18 protein-coding genes are annotated in these 15,634 nt (G+C 55.8%); 9 read left to right on the top strand and 9 right to left on the bottom strand.

Going from position 1 to position 15,634, the window contains the following annotated elements:
- Window positions 1–368: 368 nt before the first annotated feature.
- Window positions 369–1,568, bottom strand: a complete 1,200-nt coding sequence (gene tyrS, locus ACJJU9_RS02135; protein ID WP_048389640.1) for a tyrosine--tRNA ligase — start codon at window positions 1,566–1,568, stop codon at window positions 369–371.
- A 212-nt stretch (window positions 1,569–1,780) separates the two neighbouring features.
- Between tyrS and ACJJU9_RS02130 the strand changes: the two genes are divergently transcribed.
- Both ACJJU9_RS02130 and ACJJU9_RS02125 read left to right on the top strand, forming a co-directional pair.
- A complete protein-coding gene (locus ACJJU9_RS02130; protein WP_407729954.1) occupies window positions 1,781–3,181 on the top strand; it encodes a peptidoglycan DD-metalloendopeptidase family protein in 1,401 nt (466 codons plus the stop codon).
- Window positions 3,182–3,184: 3 nt separating this feature from the next.
- Window positions 3,185–4,276 (top strand): anhydro-N-acetylmuramic acid kinase, encoded by a 1,092-nt coding sequence (locus ACJJU9_RS02125; RefSeq protein ID WP_048389638.1) that lies wholly within the window; start codon window positions 3,185–3,187, stop codon window positions 4,274–4,276.
- 61 nt (window positions 4,277–4,337) lie between these two features.
- Here the strand turns inward: ACJJU9_RS02125 and erpA are convergent, their stop codons facing one another.
- Window positions 4,338–4,688: an iron-sulfur cluster insertion protein ErpA gene (gene erpA / locus ACJJU9_RS02120; protein ID WP_048372172.1), complete on the bottom strand. Its 351-nt coding sequence runs from the start codon at window positions 4,686–4,688 to the stop codon at window positions 4,338–4,340.
- Between the two features lie 147 nt (window positions 4,689–4,835).
- Complete coding sequence (gene argC / locus ACJJU9_RS02115; protein WP_048389637.1) at window positions 4,836–5,870, bottom strand: N-acetyl-gamma-glutamyl-phosphate reductase; 1,035 nt, start codon at window positions 5,868–5,870, stop codon at window positions 4,836–4,838.
- 133 nt (window positions 5,871–6,003) lie between these two features.
- Here argC and hemJ point away from each other — a divergent pair, with 133 nt between their 5' ends.
- The 6 genes from hemJ to coq7 all read left to right on the top strand — a co-directional run bounded on the left by hemJ (window position 6,004) and on the right by coq7 (window position 10,038).
- The gene (hemJ, locus tag ACJJU9_RS02110; RefSeq protein WP_048372176.1) at window positions 6,004–6,429 is read left to right on the top strand and encodes a protoporphyrinogen oxidase HemJ; all 426 of its coding nucleotides are present in this window, start codon (window positions 6,004–6,006) and stop codon (window positions 6,427–6,429) included.
- 30 nt (window positions 6,430–6,459) lie between these two features.
- Entirely contained in the window at window positions 6,460–7,419 is a 960-nt protein-coding gene (locus ACJJU9_RS02105) for a nitronate monooxygenase family protein (protein ID WP_048389636.1), read from the top strand.
- A 60-nt stretch (window positions 7,420–7,479) separates the two neighbouring features.
- A complete protein-coding gene (locus ACJJU9_RS02100) occupies window positions 7,480–7,998 on the top strand; it encodes a DUF805 domain-containing protein (protein WP_153390950.1) in 519 nt (172 codons plus the stop codon).
- Window positions 7,999–8,074: 76 nt separating this feature from the next.
- Window positions 8,075–8,863 carry an SDR family oxidoreductase gene (locus tag ACJJU9_RS02095; RefSeq protein WP_048372181.1) on the top strand — a complete coding sequence of 263 codons (789 nt, stop codon included), beginning with the start codon at window positions 8,075–8,077 and terminating at the stop codon, window positions 8,861–8,863.
- A 66-nt stretch (window positions 8,864–8,929) separates the two neighbouring features.
- The gene (locus ACJJU9_RS02090) at window positions 8,930–9,268 is read left to right on the top strand and encodes a histidine triad nucleotide-binding protein (protein ID WP_314917109.1); all 339 of its coding nucleotides are present in this window, start codon (window positions 8,930–8,932) and stop codon (window positions 9,266–9,268) included.
- A gap of 122 nt (window positions 9,269–9,390) precedes the next feature.
- Entirely contained in the window at window positions 9,391–10,038 is a 648-nt protein-coding gene (gene coq7 / locus ACJJU9_RS02085) for a 2-polyprenyl-3-methyl-6-methoxy-1,4-benzoquinone monooxygenase (protein WP_048372185.1), read from the top strand.
- A 68-nt stretch (window positions 10,039–10,106) separates the two neighbouring features.
- Here coq7 and speD read toward each other — a convergent pair whose 3' ends face one another.
- Both speD and ACJJU9_RS02075 read right to left on the bottom strand, forming a co-directional pair.
- Window positions 10,107–10,898, bottom strand: a complete 792-nt coding sequence (speD, locus tag ACJJU9_RS02080; RefSeq protein WP_048372186.1) for an adenosylmethionine decarboxylase — start codon at window positions 10,896–10,898, stop codon at window positions 10,107–10,109.
- 238 nt (window positions 10,899–11,136) lie between these two features.
- On the bottom strand, window positions 11,137–11,559 hold the full coding sequence (locus tag ACJJU9_RS02075; RefSeq protein WP_048372189.1) for an OsmC family protein: 423 nt from the start codon (window positions 11,557–11,559) through the stop codon (window positions 11,137–11,139).
- Window positions 11,560–11,780: 221 nt separating this feature from the next.
- Here ACJJU9_RS02075 and crp point away from each other — a divergent pair, with 221 nt between their 5' ends.
- The gene (gene crp / locus ACJJU9_RS02070; protein WP_048372190.1) at window positions 11,781–12,425 is read left to right on the top strand and encodes a cAMP-activated global transcriptional regulator CRP; all 645 of its coding nucleotides are present in this window, start codon (window positions 11,781–11,783) and stop codon (window positions 12,423–12,425) included.
- Here crp and ACJJU9_RS02065 read toward each other — a convergent pair.
- The 4 genes from ACJJU9_RS02065 to ACJJU9_RS02050 are packed head-to-tail and all read right to left on the bottom strand — an operon-like array spanning window position 12,422 to window position 15,634.
- Window positions 12,422–13,123, bottom strand: coding sequence for a lipoyl protein ligase domain-containing protein (locus tag ACJJU9_RS02065; RefSeq protein ID WP_153329206.1), 702 nt, complete (start codon window positions 13,121–13,123; stop codon window positions 12,422–12,424). The genes crp and ACJJU9_RS02065 overlap by 4 nt on opposite strands.
- 25 nt (window positions 13,124–13,148) lie before the next feature.
- Window positions 13,149–13,985, bottom strand: coding sequence for an indole-3-glycerol phosphate synthase TrpC (trpC, locus tag ACJJU9_RS02060; RefSeq protein WP_407729953.1), 837 nt, complete (start codon window positions 13,983–13,985; stop codon window positions 13,149–13,151).
- Window positions 13,982–15,031: an anthranilate phosphoribosyltransferase gene (trpD, locus tag ACJJU9_RS02055; RefSeq protein ID WP_048372195.1), complete on the bottom strand. Its 1,050-nt coding sequence runs from the start codon at window positions 15,029–15,031 to the stop codon at window positions 13,982–13,984. Before trpD ends, trpC begins: the two co-directional genes overlap by 4 nt.
- Window positions 15,032–15,040: 9 nt before the next feature.
- A complete protein-coding gene (locus ACJJU9_RS02050) occupies window positions 15,041–15,634 on the bottom strand; it encodes an aminodeoxychorismate/anthranilate synthase component II (RefSeq protein ID WP_048372197.1) in 594 nt (197 codons plus the stop codon).

Here is a 15,634-nt window from a genome sequence, read left to right as displayed (position 1 = left end):
TCTGACTCCACAAGCACCCACACGAATTGCTTGATTCAGTTGTTAAAGAGCGGTTGGTTAAGCTTTCGCTCAACCGAGGCGCGCATTCTACAGCAGCCTCTGTTGCTGTCAAGCGGTTATTTTAAGATGTTTTCAAAGTTTCCTCTGTAACATCAACCACTTGCGCTTTCGATCTCTCGTTAGCGGGAGGCGAATTCTACAGCGTTACACGCTGCTGTCAACACCTCATTTCCTGCTTCGATGAATTGAAGCTCGCACCGTCAAAACAATCCAACTCATTGATATTCAAGGAGTTTTCCGTTTCGACTGCGCCGGAAGTGGGCGCATTATAGGCTAATAAAATGCGCCGTCCAGCACTAATTTCAGACTTATTCAGCTTTTAGCGTAATTCGCGCAAAAGACTTCTTGCCAGCCTGGCAAACGTGAGTCGAACCCACTGCATATATATAGGAGCGATCAACCACCTCACCATCTATACGCACACCACCCGAGCCCAGCAAATCCCGCGCAACCGCAGAGTTCTTCACCAAGCCTGCTTTATTAAGGACGGCCGCAATCGGCATGTCTTCTGCCGACACGAGTTCAATCTCAGGCAAGTCATCCGGCAACTCGCCATCCTTCATCCGGTTACCCGCACCGCGATGAGCATTAGCTGCCGCCTCTTCACCATGGAAGCGCGCCACAATCTCTTCAGCCAGCTTGATCTTGATGTCACGCGGATTAGCCCCCGCCTCAACATCAGCACGCAAAGCATTGATTTCGTCCATCGAACGGAAGCTCAGCAATTCGAAGTAACGCCACATCAACGCATCCGGAATAGAAACCAGCTTGCTATACATCACGCCCGGCGCTTCCTGGATCCCGACGTAGTTACCCAAAGACTTGGACATCTTCTTAACACCGTCCAACCCCTCAAGCAGCGGCATCGTCACGATGCACTGAGCTTCCTGGCCGTAGCCGCGCTGCAACTCTCGCCCCATCAGCAAGTTGAACTTCTGGTCAGTACCACCCAGCTCAACATCAGCCTTCAGAGCAACAGAGTCATAACCTTGCACCAACGGATAAAGGAACTCATGAATAGCGATTGGCTGGTTGGTGGTGTAGCGCTTGTCGAAGTCATCGCGCTCGAGCATACGAGCAACGGTGTATTGAGACGTCAGACGGATAAAGTCAGCAGGCCCCATTTGATCCATCCAGGTGGAGTTGAACGCCACCTCGGTTTTGGCCGGATCAAGAATCTTGAAGACTTGGGTTTTATAAGTCTCGGCATTATCGAGTACTTGCTCACGCGTCAGCGGAGGACGCGTAGCACTCTTGCCACTTGGATCGCCAATCATCCCGGTGAAGTCCCCAATAAGGAAAATCACCTGATGCCCCAGATCCTGGAACTGGCGCAGCTTATTAATAAGTACGGTGTGCCCCAAGTGCAGATCCGGCGCCGTCGGGTCGAAACCTGCCTTAATACGCAACGGCTGGCCGCGCTTGAGTTTCTCGACCAATTCAGACTCGACCAGCACCTCTTCGGCACCACGCTTGATTAGCGCTAGCTGCTCTTCAACCGACTTCATATCAGACCCGTAAGGCTCAAATTCAAAAAGGAACCAACCATACAAGATCAGAGACTAATTACAAGTTCTGCCCGGCATATGGCGACCATCCGCCCAGGAAAGGCTCGTCGACTTGCTTCAAGGGTGATTTGGTTATATTTTATACAGTTATTTCATCTTTACCGTGTCAGTCATCTTTTCCAATTCATCCTTTATTCAAAGTCAAACTATCTATGACCAGTCAACCGCCTAAAGCGCCACCGCTTTATCCGAAGACCCACCTGCTTGCCGCAAGTGGTATCGCCGCCCTTTTAAGCTTGGCCCTGTTGGTTTTCCCATCGAGCGAAGTAGAAGCAAAAAGAACAACCCTGAGCCTCGAACTGGAAACCCCTGCCGAGCAACTCAAGCAAGACCAAGGCAGCGAAAAGCTGGTCCAGACGACCAACGACGCTACCCCAGCGCCTTTTGCTCAAATAGAACAGCCAGACAGCACCCCCGAAGCCACCGCCAAAGTCGAAGAACCCAAAGCCCCAAACCATCGTGAAGTGGTCGTCACCAAAGGCGATACGCTGTCTACTTTATTCGAAAAAGTAGGCCTGCCCGCGTCCTCCGTTCATGAAATTTTGGCCAGCGACAAACAAGCCAAGCAATTCAGCCAGCTCAAGCACGGCCAGAAACTTGAGTTTGAAATGGGCCCTGACGGTCAGCTAAACAACCTGCACAGCCAGGTAAGTGATCTTGAAACCATTACCCTCACCAAAAGTGCCAAGGGCTACACGTTTCGCCGCGTGACCGCACAACCGACTCTCAAATCCGCCTACGTACACGGCGTTATCACCAGCTCATTGTCTGCCTCCGGCCAACGCGCAGGCTTGCCGCACAGCATGACCATGCAAATGGCCAAGGTGTTCGGCTACGACATCGACTTCGCCCAGGACATCCACCCTGGCGACCAGTTCGAAATCATCTACGAGCAAAAAGTGATTAACGGCAAGAGCGTCGGCACCGGCAACATCCTGTCTGCCCGCTTTACCAACCGCGGCAAAACCTACACCGCAGTGCGCTACACCAACAAGCAAGGCATCAGCAATTACTACACCGCTGACGGCAACAGCATGCGCAAAGCATTCATCCGTACTCCGGTTGATTTTGCCCGTATCAGCTCGCGATTCTCTTCAGGCCGCAAGCACCCCATCCTGAACAAAATCCGCGCCCACAAAGGCGTCGATTACGCGGCTCCGCGCGGCACCCCGATCAAGGCAACCGGCGATGGCAAAGTCTTCCTTGCAGGTCGCCAAGGTGGTTACGGCAACACCGTCATCATCCAGCACGGCAACACTTACCGCACCCTGTACGGGCACATGCAAGGCTTCGCCAAAGGCATTAAAACCGGTGGCACAGTGAAGCAAGGCCAAGTGATTGGTTACATCGGTACAACAGGCCTCTCCACCGGCCCACACCTGCATTACGAGTTCCAGGTCAATGGCGTTCACGTAGATCCGCTTGGCCAAAAGCTGCCAATGGCCGACCCGATCGCAAAAGCAGAGCGCACCCGCTTCCTGCAACAAAGCCAACCGTTGATGGCCCGCATGAACCAAGAGAAAGCCACTCTCCTGGCTTCGAGCAAGCGCTAAGCCATGGCCCTCTATATAGGCGTAATGTCCGGCACCAGCCTGGACGGTCTGGACATTGCACTTATAGAGCTGGGAGCGAGCATTAAACTGCTCGCCACCCACTACACGCCCATGCCAGACGCACTGCGCAGTGAACTACTGGGCTTGTGCAGCAGCGGACCAGACGAAATAGCCCGTTGTGCCATCGCTGAAAACCATTGGGTCGAACTGGCCGCTCAGGGCATCAATAGCCTGCTCAAGCAGCAGCAGCTATCGCCCAATGCCATCCGCGCCATTGGCAGCCATGGCCAAACGATCCGGCACGAACCCGCACAAGGCTTCACCGTCCAGATCGGTAACCCTGCCTTGCTGGCAGAGCTCACCAATATTTGTGTAGTGAGTGATTTCCGCCGTCGCGACGTAGCCGCTGGCGGCCAAGGCGCGCCACTGGTTCCAGCCTTCCATGAAGCCTTGTTTACCGATGATGTAGGCTACCGGGCCGTATTGAACGTAGGAGGCTTCAGCAATTTAAGTCTGATTACTCCTGAAAACCCCGTCGCAGGGTTCGACTGCGGCCCGGGGAATGTTCTGCTGGATGCTTGGATACAAACGCAACGCAACGAACTCTATGACCGAAATGGTCAATGGGCAGCCAGCGGCAAGGTCGCCCCTCTTCTGCTTAGCACCTTGCTGAGTGACCCTTTCTTCCTAACAAAGGGCCCAAAGAGTACAGGCCGCGAGGTGTTTAACCTCCCATGGTTGCAGAATCACCTGAGCGCGCTTCCCGCCTTTGCCGCAGAAGATGTTCAGGCCACCCTGCTGGAGCTCACCGCGCAGACTATCGTGCAGTCACTGCAGGCAGCCCAAGCGCGTACCAGCGAACTGTTAGTCTGCGGGGGTGGCGCGCATAACGGTGCATTGATGGCCCGCCTCGCTCAGTTACTGGAGCAAACACAGGTCAGCAGCACCCAGGCCAAAGGCGTTGACCCAGACTGGGTTGAGGCGATGGCCTTTGCATGGCTTGCGCACTGCTGCCTTGAAAACATCCCCACCAACCGCCCAAGCGTCACCGGGGCACGCGGCCTGCGTGTTCTGGGCGCTATATACCCCGCCTGATCGCAGACAGCAAAACGCCGCGATTCGACGCGGCGTTAAGGGTGTAACCGGTACTGCGCAATTAAATCGAGAACGATGATCCGCAACCACAGGTCGTGGTTGCATTCGGGTTCTTGATGACAAAGCGCGAACCTTCCAGGCCTTCCTGATAATCCACCTCGGCACCTGCCAAGTACTGGAAGCTCATCGGATCGACCACCAGGCTTACGCCTTCGCGCTCAACGATGGTGTCATCGTCGGCAACGTCTTCATCGAAAGTAAAACCATACTGAAAACCGGAACAACCGCCGCCCGTTACAAATACGCGCAACTTCAAACGATCATTACCCTCTTCATCGACCAAGCTCTTCACCTTGTGCGCAGCACCTTCGGTGAATTGCAAAGCCGTGGGGGTGAAGGATTCGACGCTCATGCTGACTATCTCCCGGCGCTATGCCGCCATAATGCGTGATGAAGCGCATTATCCGCTTCTCCTAGAAAAGCGGTCAACTATTAAGGGAGCAGCGGCAAGCTTCAAGCTACAGGCTTGCTGCGCACAACGTGAAGCTTACAGCTGCTCTTACGGCAACATCCCGGCGTGAGACAAGCCCAGGCGCTCATCCAGACCGAACAGAATGTTCATGTTCTGCACCGCTTGGCCAGAAGCCCCTTTAACCAGGTTATCAATAACCGACAACACCACGACCAAGTCGCCGTCCTGCGGGCGGTGCACCGCGATACGGCACACGTTCGCCCCGCGCACACTGCGGGTTTCCGGGTGGCTGCCGGCAGGCATCACGTCAACAAAAGGCTCGTTGGCGTAACGCTTTTCGTACAACGCCTGCAAGTCGACCGAACGATCAACCACAGTGGCGTAAAGCGTGGAGTGAATACCGCGAATCATCGGCGTCAGGTGTGGGACAAAGGTCAAACCCACGTCTTTACCCGCAGCACGACGCAGGCCCTGACGAATTTCTGGCAAATGGCGATGCCCTTTTACCGCATAGGCTTTCATGCTTTCGGACGTCTCGGCATACAACGAGCCAACACTGGCACCGCGCCCGGCACCGCTGACACCCGACTTACAGTCAGCAATCAGCACAGAGGTATCAGCCAGCCCGGCTTCCAGCAACGGCAAAAAGCCCAGCTGTGCGGACGTTGGATAGCAACCCGGCACCGCAATCAGGCGGGCCTGTTTGATTTGCTCGCGGTTAACCTCAGGCAAACCATAAACAGCTTCCTTCAACAACTCTGGCGCGCCGTGCGGCTGACCGTACCACTTGGCCCATTCATCCGCGTCCTGCAAGCGGAAGTCTGCAGACAGGTCTATCACCTTGGTGCCAGCCGCCAGCAATTCGCCAGCCAGTGCGTGAGCAACGCCGTGAGGCGTGGCGAAAAACACCACATCGCAGGCCGCCAGTGTCTGAGTGTCCGGCACGCTGAACGCCAGGCCGTCATAGTGACCGCGAAGGTTCGGGTACAGATCGGCAACTGGCAGGCCCGCCTCGGATCGAGAAGTGATGGCAACCACTTCAGCTTGCGGATGCTGTGCCAGCAAACGCAGTAATTCGACACCGGTGTAACCCGTGCCGCCGACAATACCGACCTTGACCATAACCTGCCCTCAACGAACCCACTGGAAAGCCCTCGATAATAGGGACACCGCGCCCCTGCGACAACCGTCAAGGTGACTCTCAGACGCTCTACTACTACTATTTGATCTACCGTGAACCTGGGAATAACTAAAAATGCTTTATCTATGGATCAAAGCCTTCCACATCATCAGCATCGTCTGTTGGTTTGCAGGCCTGTTTTACCTGCCTCGCCTCTTTGTTTACCACGCACAAAGCGAAGATTCCGTCAGCAAAGAAAGATTCAGCCTCATGGAACGCAAGCTGTATCGCGGCATCATGGGCCCCGCAATGATCGCCACACTGATCTTCGGCGGCTGGCTGCTCTACCTGACCCCGGGCTTTCTCAGCCAAGGGTGGATGCACGCCAAACTGACCCTGGTGTTTCTGCTGATCGGTTATCACCACATGTGTGGCGCTCAGGTAAAACGCTTTGCCCGTGGCGAGAACACTCGCAGCCACGTGTTTTATCGCTGGTTCAACGAAGTCCCTGTTTTATTCCTGCTGGCCATCGTCATCCTGGTGGTGGTCAAACCGTTCTGAATTCAACTCTCCCAACCTTGAGGTTATCCAATGTCACTGCCTGCCTTGCTGGATCAACGCTTGCGCCTGCCGGTAGTTGCCGCGCCCATGTTTCTGATTTCCAACCCGCAACTCGTCCTGGCGTGTTGCCGCAATGGCATCGTGGGCAGCTTTCCGGCGCTCAATCAACGTGACAGCATTGGTTTCAAAGCCTGGCTTGAAGAGATCGAAGCCGGGCTGACGACATTGGACAATCCGGCGCCCTACGCCGTTAACCTGATTGTGCACAACAGTAACCCACGGCTGCAGGCAGATCTGGCAATTTGCATCGAGCATAAAGTGCCCATCGTCATCACCAGCCTGGGCGCGGTAAAAGAGGTCGTTGATGCCGTCCACAGCTATGGCGGGCTGGTTTTCCACGATGTAACCACCCGCCGCCATGCCGAAAAAGCCGCAGAAGCGGGCGTTGATGGCCTGATTGCTGTGGCGGCAGGTGCTGGTGGCCATGCCGGCACCTGGAGCCCGCTCGCGCTGGTGGCAGAAATTCGTCAGTTCTTCGACAAAACCCTTTTGCTGGCCGGTTGCATCAACCACGGCCACGAAATTTTGGCCGCTCAGGTGCTGGGCGCAGACCTCGCTTACTTGGGTACACGCTTTATCAGCACCCAAGAAAGCCATGCCCCTGACGCATACAAAGAGATGCTAGTGGCCTCCCATGCCGCCGACATCATTCACACTGCTGCGGTATCGGGCGTACCCGCCAGTTTCATGCGTCAAAGCCTTGAGAATGCAGGTTTTGATCTGGCAGCCCTTAAAACCCAAGGCGAAGTAAAACTCAAGCCGCTCACCGACGAAGCCAAAGCCTGGAAAACCGTATGGTCCGCGGGTCAGGGTGTAGGAGAAATCACCGATCTCCCGACAACCGAGCAATTAATTACCCGCATGGACGAGGAGTACCGCACAGCGTTAAGCCTTACCTCACAACTGGCCCAGCATTGGCCGCGACACTGACACCTCGAAGCCCGCCCACCCGGCGGGCTTTTTTAAAGACACACCGACAAGGAAGCCTCCATGCCAGAACCGAGCCTGGGCAATACACCCTCAGAAACACCTTTCGCCACGCTGGACCCTCTGGGGTTCGACGGTCGCATCGGCCGTTTGCGTTTTTTGGTCTGGAGCACCGTGATCACCCTCATTGCTATCGTGACCGGGGTATTGGTACTGCTGGCCGTCAATGTTTCACCCACATTGGGTATTACCTGCGGCGCAACACTGGCCATTGCTTATGCGTTCATTAGCCTGAGAATTGGCGCCCAGCGCCTGCATGACCTCAATTGGTCCGCCTGGATGTTGCTGCTTCATCTGGTACCGATGGCCAACCTGGTACTCGCGGTCATGATGCTCCTGATGCCCGGCACAGAAGGCCCGAACAAATACGGCCCGCCGCCACCGCCCAACAGCCGCTCAGTCACCATCGGCGCGTGGATCATCATTTTCTTCATCGGTTTGAGCCTGTTCGTGATGGCGGCGCTCTTCGCTTTAGGCTTAATGGCAACGTTGATCAACGCAGCCACCAGCAACACCCTGTAAACTGCGCAGCTAAATGAACGCGTTAACGCCAGGGACATCATTGTCACCGGACTGTACCGTTGCGATGGAGAGAAACATGACCCGTTACGCTTTGATCACTGGTGCTTCCAGCGGCATTGGCCTGGCCCTGGCAGAAGCGCTTGCCCGCCGCGGGCGCAGCCTCATCCTTGTAGCGCGTCAGCGCGATGCACTGGAAAGCATTGCGCTTGAGTTGACTCAGCGCTTTGGTGTCGAAGTGTTGTTCCGCGCCTGTGACTTGGGCGAACCCCTGCGCCTGTCCGGCTTTTTGCTGGAGCTGGAGGAAGGTGACCGGCAAATCGACCTGCTGATCAACTGCGCCGGCATTGGTACTTGCGGGCCATTCCTCGCCCATGACTGGAGCGCCGAGCAAGATCTGATCGAGCTCAACATCCTGGCCCTGACCCGCATGTGCCATGCCATTGGCAACATGATGGCCGTGCAGGGTGGCGGGCAAATCCTCAATGTCTCCTCAATCGCCGCCTACCAGCCCGGCCCGTGGCTCAGCACCTACTTCGCGAGTAAAGCGTATGTCCTGCATTTCTCCGAAGGCTTGCGCGAAGAAGTGAAAAAAACCGGCATCAAAGTCTCGGTGCTGTGCCCCGGAGTTACCCGCACCGGCTTTTTCGACGCGGCAAACATGAACCCGGAAGCCGTCAAACGTAATAAAAGTGCCCTGAGCCCCGAAGAAGTTGCTCTTTACACCGTGCGCGCACTCGACAAGAACAAGGCGATTATCATGCCCGGCTGGCGCAACCGATGGCTCACGCGTATGCCACGCCTGCTTTCTCGCTGGCTAACCCGCAAAATCGCAGCCTCAGTGAACAAATCTTACTGCCCGCGTTAACGAGACTGGGCGTAATCGGTGTCCGTGAGTACACTCAGACCGGACTTCACTCACGGAGACAACGCTTTGGATACTCTGTTCACCAAAATCATCAACCGTGAAATACCGGCCAATATCATCTACGAGGATGATCAAGTGCTGGCTTTTCACGATATTGCCCCCCAAGCGCCGGTTCACTTTTTGGTCATTCCAAAAAAACACATCGCCACCCTCAATGACCTGACCGAAGAAGATAAACCGCTGGCCGGGCACATTCTGTTTACCGCGCAGCGCCTGGCCAAAGAGCTGGGCTGCGAAGACGGTTTTCGCGTAGTGATGAACTGCAATGAAAATGGAGGCCAGACGGTTTACCACATTCACATGCACGTTCTGGGTCAACGCCAGATGAACTGGCCGCCGGGCTGATCGCCCTGCCCGACCGTACACACCGTGGGAGCCACCGCTCCCACGCCGACGCATGATCCAACGCAAACCCTGCCTGCGCGTTTGAGGTAAACTGGCCACCGTGATTTTTTCCGGAGGTAAGCATGACTACCCAACGTCACTACTCGCCGATTGACCGTCTCCTGTTGCAAGCCGATACCGCCATGCGCACCCTGCTGCCCTTCAGTGGTCAGCCGCATCGCCCTTCCCCGGCCATTGTCAAGACCGAAAAGCCGCTCGATGAAAAAACCGCCCGCCACGTGGCCGGGCTGATGCGCATCAACCACACCGGCGAGGTATGCGCCCAAGCGCTGTACCAAGGGCAGGCCTTGACCGCCAAATTGCCACACGTGCGCGAAGCGATGGAACATGCCGCTGAAGAAGAAATCGACCACTTGGCCTGGTGCGAACACCGTATCCACCAACTGGGCAGCCATACCAGCGTGCTCAACCCGCTGTTCTACGGCATGTCATTTGGCATTGGTGCCGTCGCCGGCCTGATCAGTGACAAAGTCAGCCTCGGCTTTGTTGCCGCGACTGAAGACCAAGTGTGCAAACACCTCAACGAGCACCTTGAGCAACTGCCTGCCGAAGATGAAAAATCCCGCGCCATCCTCGAGCAGATGCGCCTCGACGAAGAACAACACGCCGAGTCAGCATTGAATGCGGGCGGCTACCGCTTCCCGGCGCCGGTAAAATTTGGCATGAGCCTGCTGGCGAAAGTCATGACCAAAAGCACCTATCGCATCTGATCCCGGCATGCGGGCCATAAAAAAGGCGGTTACCTCTCGGTAGCCGCCTTTTTTTGTTGCGCGAAGCCTTACCCCATATTGCGGGCGTAGAAGATTTCGAGCATTTCGTGCTTCACGCGCTCAGTGACCTGCGCACGTTGTTCAACCGACAGATTGCTGGTCGCGTCGCCGAACAGGTAATTATCCAGTTCGAAGTTCTTGAGCAGCATCTTGGTGTGGAACAGGTTTTCCTGGTACACGTTCACGTCGGTCATCTGGTAACCGTCGCGGGTGTCTTCGGAGAGGTAGTTCTGGATCGAGTTGATCTCGTGATCGATAAAGTGCTTTTTGCCTTCTACGTCACGGGTAAAACCACGCACACGATAGTCGACCGTCACGATATCCGAATCAAACTGATGGATCAGATAGTTGAGAGCTTTAAGCGGTGAAATAACGCCGCACGTCGACACGTCAATATCCACACGGAAAGTCGCAATACCGTCCACAGGATGAATCTCTGGATAGGTGTGCACCGTGATATGACTTTTGTCGAGATGACCCAAAATGGTCTCTGGCAGCGGGCCAGGGGATTCTTCAATTTGGCTTTCGGTAGGCGTTACCGGCTGCTCAGAAATCAGAATAGTGACGCTGGCGCCTTGTGGATCGTAATCCTGACGAGCGATGTTCAGGATATTGGCCCCAATGATATCGACCACATCTGTGAGGATCTGCGTCAGGCGTTCTGCGTCGTACTCTTGATTGATGTACTCAACGTATGCCTGCTGGTCTTGCGGGGTTTCCGCGTAGCAGATGTCATAGATGTTGAAGCTCAAGGTCTTTGTCAGGTTATTGAACCCGTGGAGCTTGAGTTTGCTTTTCACCGTTATAAAACTCTCTATGTCGATGCGGCTCGGCCGCGTGATCCAGCATGCCCGTCAAGTGCGTGGACGCACCTGCGTAGGACGGTTAACACCTCTTCGCGATGGCGATTTTGGTTATTTGTTCGGACGTGAGCCGGGGTTATTCCCTGCTACTGCCCTTAAAAAAGTGGCGCATTATGCAGACGTCAGCTTCTGATCGCCAGAGTCTGCAATGCTTTTATGTAAATTGGATGTCGGCTCAGCCTAGCTCAACAATTTCATAGTCGTGGCTGATAGCTACACCTGCGGCGCCCAGCATGATCGACGCCGAGCAATATTTCTCGGCAGACAGCTCGATCGCACGCTTGACCTGAGCTTCTTTCAAGCCGCGGCCCTTGACGACAAAGTGCAGGTGAATTTTGGTGAACACTTTTGGGTCTTCAGTGGCGCGTTCCGCTTCCAGAAAAGCCTCACAGCTTTCAACCGGCTGACGCGACTTTTTAAGGATACTGACGACATCAAAGTTACTGCAGCCACCGAGCCCAAGCAGGAGCATTTCCATAGGCCGTACGCCCAGGTTGCGACCGCCACTCTCAGGAGGGCCGTCCATGACAACCACATGGCCGCTCCCTGATTCGCCCAGAAACATGGCTTCACCAGCCCATTGAATGCGTGCCTTCATCACCCAGACTCCACTGTTCTAAAAGGGGCGCCAGCTTAGCACAGGGCCTGAAAGCGGTGACTCACCGCACCAAAGGCTTTATCCGTCAGCCCATAATAAAAAATCTACAAACCATACAGAATCTGTCTGTTAAGCTGGCGCCAAATCACTGGCGCCAGCCAGCCAGCGCTCTATATAAAATTAGATCTGCCCCTTACTGTGTACGCTTTCGGGATACAACCATGGTTGCTATTACCCCTCTATCCAAGATCAAGAATCTCGACAAATTTTTGACTCATTGCCAACGCAGACGCTATCCAACCAAGAGCAATATCATCTGCGCAGGCGAACACTCACACACGCTGTTTTTCATCCTCAAAGGCTCTGTCACCATCCTGATTGAGGACGACGAAGGGCGCGAGATGATCATTGCCTACCTCAACTCAGGCGACTTCATTGGCGAGCTGGGTTTGTTTGAACAGGCAGGGCAAGAACAACCCCGCAGCGCTTGGGTTCGAGCCAAGACTGAATGTGAAGTCGCAGAAATCAGCTACGTAAAGTTCCGAGAGTACGCACAACAAGAACCCGAGATTCTTTACTCCCTGAGCGGCCAGATTGCTCAGCGTCTGCGTAATACCACCCGCAAGGTGGGAGACTTGGCGTTCTTTGATGTCACCGGCAGAGTCGCACGCTGCCTGCTGGACCTGTGCAAACAACCCGACGCCATGACCCACCCGGACGGGATGCAGATCAAAATCACGCGTCAGGAAATCGGCAGAATTGTCGGCTGTTCACGTGAGATGGTCGGCCGTGTGCTCAAAGGTCTTGAAGAGCAAAACCTGGTCAGCGTCAAAGGCAAAACCATGGTGGTGTACGGCACCCGCTAAGGGCGCAGCAGAGGCGCCAGAATCTGTTGATAACTGGCACCCAGGCGCTCGAAGAAATCGGGCGCGGCAAACACTTCATGCAAGGCAATATGGCTGTCAGCGAGGCAGTGTTGATCCAGCGCACAGCGCTGATTGAAACGATTGACGGCAGCCACCATCGACTCACGCTCATCCTCAACCAGCAATGCACCGTGCACCAGACCTACAGGCCGTTGGCCGCCCTGGCTTTGGCGCCAGCGCTGAGCCGTGCCAACCAGTTTGCGGGCATTGAGATTGACGTTAAAACGGCCATCACAAAAGGCGCCTTCGACTTCGCCTAAAGACGCCGTGCCGCCCAAAGCCGTCAACAGATCACAGATAGGGTCACACAAGCGGCGATAGGCCGTTTCGATACGACCGTGATCGCCTTCGCTGCGGGGCGGTGCATACACCAGCGCGATATTGACCGTAGAAGGCGATTGAGGAACAGGCTCTCCGCCCGTCTCACGCAGCAGAATCGGCCACCCACTGGCGGCCAATTCAACACTGGCCTCATCAAACCCGGCCGACCGGCTCAAGCGCCGAGGCATCACCAGCGCCCGGTCAGTAGGCTGCCATAACAGCAAACCCGCCTCCTCATTCCCAGCACACACCGAGGCCAGTAAATCCTGCTCGGCTTTAAGACCTGCTTCGACGGTGAGTTGCCGGATAAGCGCCATAGAGACCTGCCTGACACAAAAAGGGTTAGTCCAGCGTCGAGCCTGTCACGTGCACGCTACGCTCCGGAAAAAACAAACGTTGCAGCTCAGCGCCTGGCTGTTCAGCGCGCATAAACACCTCTCCGACGAGGAACGAATACACCCCGCTGATTTCCATCAGCTCAACGTCGGCGCGGTTGAGAATCCCGCTCTCGGTTACCACCAAGCGATCTCGCGGCACCCGTGGCAACAAGTCCAGCGTGGTTTCCAGGCTGACCTCAAAGGTGTGCAAATTGCGGTTGTTGATACCCACCAGCGGGGTATCCAGGGTCTTCAAGGCACGCTCCAGTTCATCGGCATCGTGCACTTCAACCAGCACATCCAGGTTGACGCTTTTGGCAACGGCAGCCAGCTCGGCCATCTTCACGTCATCCAGCGCAGAGACGATCAGCAAAACGCAGTCCGCCCCCAATGCGCGCGCTTCAACGATCTGATAAGGATCGATCATGAAGTCCTTGCGGATCACCGGCAGCTTGCACGCAGCACGTGCTTGTTGCAGGTAAACATCAGCACCCTGAAAGTAATCAACGTCAGTCAACACCGACAAACACGTAGCGCCGCCTTTTTCGTAACTCTGCGCAATCTCGGCCGGAACAAAGTCTTCACGGATCACGCCCTTGCTCGGCGATGCTTTTTTGATCTCGGCAATCACCGCCGGTTGCTTCAGTTTGGCCTGGGCCAGCAATGCATTGGCAAAACCGCGTACAGGATCTGCCTGAGCCGCCAGACCTTCAAGCTCCGCCAGGCTCACGCGTGCGCTGCGCTCGGCAACTTCTTGAACTTTACGCGCCAGAATTTTTTCCAGAACGGTAGGCACACTCATGCTTCATTCTCCTGCTTGAAGATCGCGGTAAAGGCGCCCAGCTCTTCGAGTTTTTCTCGCGCCAGACCTGTGTGCAACGCATCGTGGGCCAAGGCCACACCCTCTTTGAGCGTGTAGGCAAGGTCAGCGGCATACAGCGCAGCGCCGGCATTGAGTACGATCATTTCAGCGGCCTTCTGGCCCGCCTCAGTTTTGCGACGGCCCAAGGCATCGCGGATCAACTCCAATGATTGCGCCGGGCTATCCACCACCAGGCCAAACAAACTCTGGCTCTTTATACCCAAGTCTTCTGGCTGAACCCAGTACTCAGTGATTTCACCCTTTTTCAGCTCAGCCACAAACGTTGGTGCGGCCAGGCTGAACTCATCCAGACCGTCTTGCGAATGCACCACCAGCACGTGCTTGCTGCCCAGACGCTGCAACACTTCAGCCAGCGGACGGCACAGCGCCTGGTTGAACACCCCGACCACTTGATGCAACACACCAGCCGGATTCGTAAGCGGGCCAAGCATGTTGAACAGGGTGCGCAGCCCCAGGTCGCGACGCGGGACTGCCGCGTGCTTCATGGCGCCGTGATGGGACTGGGCAAACATAAAGCCAATGCCGACGCTGTCGATGCAACGCGCCACCTGAACAGGTGTCAGGTTCAGGTACACCCCGGCGGCCTCGAGCAGGTCGGCACTGCCGCTCTTGCCCGACACCGCACGGTTACCGTGTTTGGCCACCGTGCAACCGGCAGCAGAAATCACCAGGGCAGACGCCGTGGAGACGTTGAAAATGTTAGCGCCATCGCCCCCGGTGCCGACGATATCTACAACGCCGTCCAGGGTATTGAGCTCGACCTTGTCCGCCAACTCACGCATGGCCGTGACGGCACCGACGATTTCGTCGATGCTCTCGCTCTTCATGCGCATGCCCATCATGAACGCGCCAATCTGCGCTTCGGTACATTTGCCGGTCATGATGTCGCGCATTACATCGCGCATCTCGGCTTCGCTCAAATCAAGGTGACCGACGATACGGCTCAGGGCTGTTTTGATATCCATAAGAAGTCCTTAGCGCGTGCCGCCAGTTTGTTTGAGGAAGTTAGCGAACAGTTCGTGGCCCTGCTCGGTCAGAATCGACTCCGGGTGAAATTGCACCCCTTCGATGTTCAGCGTTTTGTGGCGCAGGCCCATGATCTCGTCAACCGAACCATCGGCATGTTGCGTCCAGGCCGTGAGCTCCAGGCACTCCGGCAGGGTTTCGCGCTTGACCACCAGCGAGTGGTAACGCGTCACGGTCAGCGGGTTGTTCAGGCCCTGGAATACACCCGTGTCCAGGTGATAGACCGGGCTGGTTTTACCGTGCATCACTTGCCGGGCGCGAACCACATCACCGCCAAAGGCCTGGCCGATGGACTGATGGCCCAGGCACACACCCAGAATCGGCAGCTTACCGGCAAAGTACTTGATCGCTTCAAGGGAAATGCCCGCCTCGTTAGGCGTGCACGGGCCGGGCGAGACCACAATGCGCTCAGGCTTGAGCGCCTCGATCTGGGCCACGGTCAATTCGTCGTTGCGCACCACTTTGACCTCGGCACCCAACTCGCCGAGGTATTGCACAACGTTGTAAGTAAAAGAGTCGTAATTGTCGATCATCAGCAACAT

Origin of the sequence: Pseudomonas helleri (assembly GCF_045830615.1) — a bacterium.
In the GTDB taxonomy this organism is placed as follows: Bacteria; Pseudomonadota; Gammaproteobacteria; order Pseudomonadales; family Pseudomonadaceae; genus Aquipseudomonas; species Aquipseudomonas helleri.
Note: the sequence above shows the minus strand (reverse complement) of the source record. Positions and strands in the feature narration are given on the sequence as shown.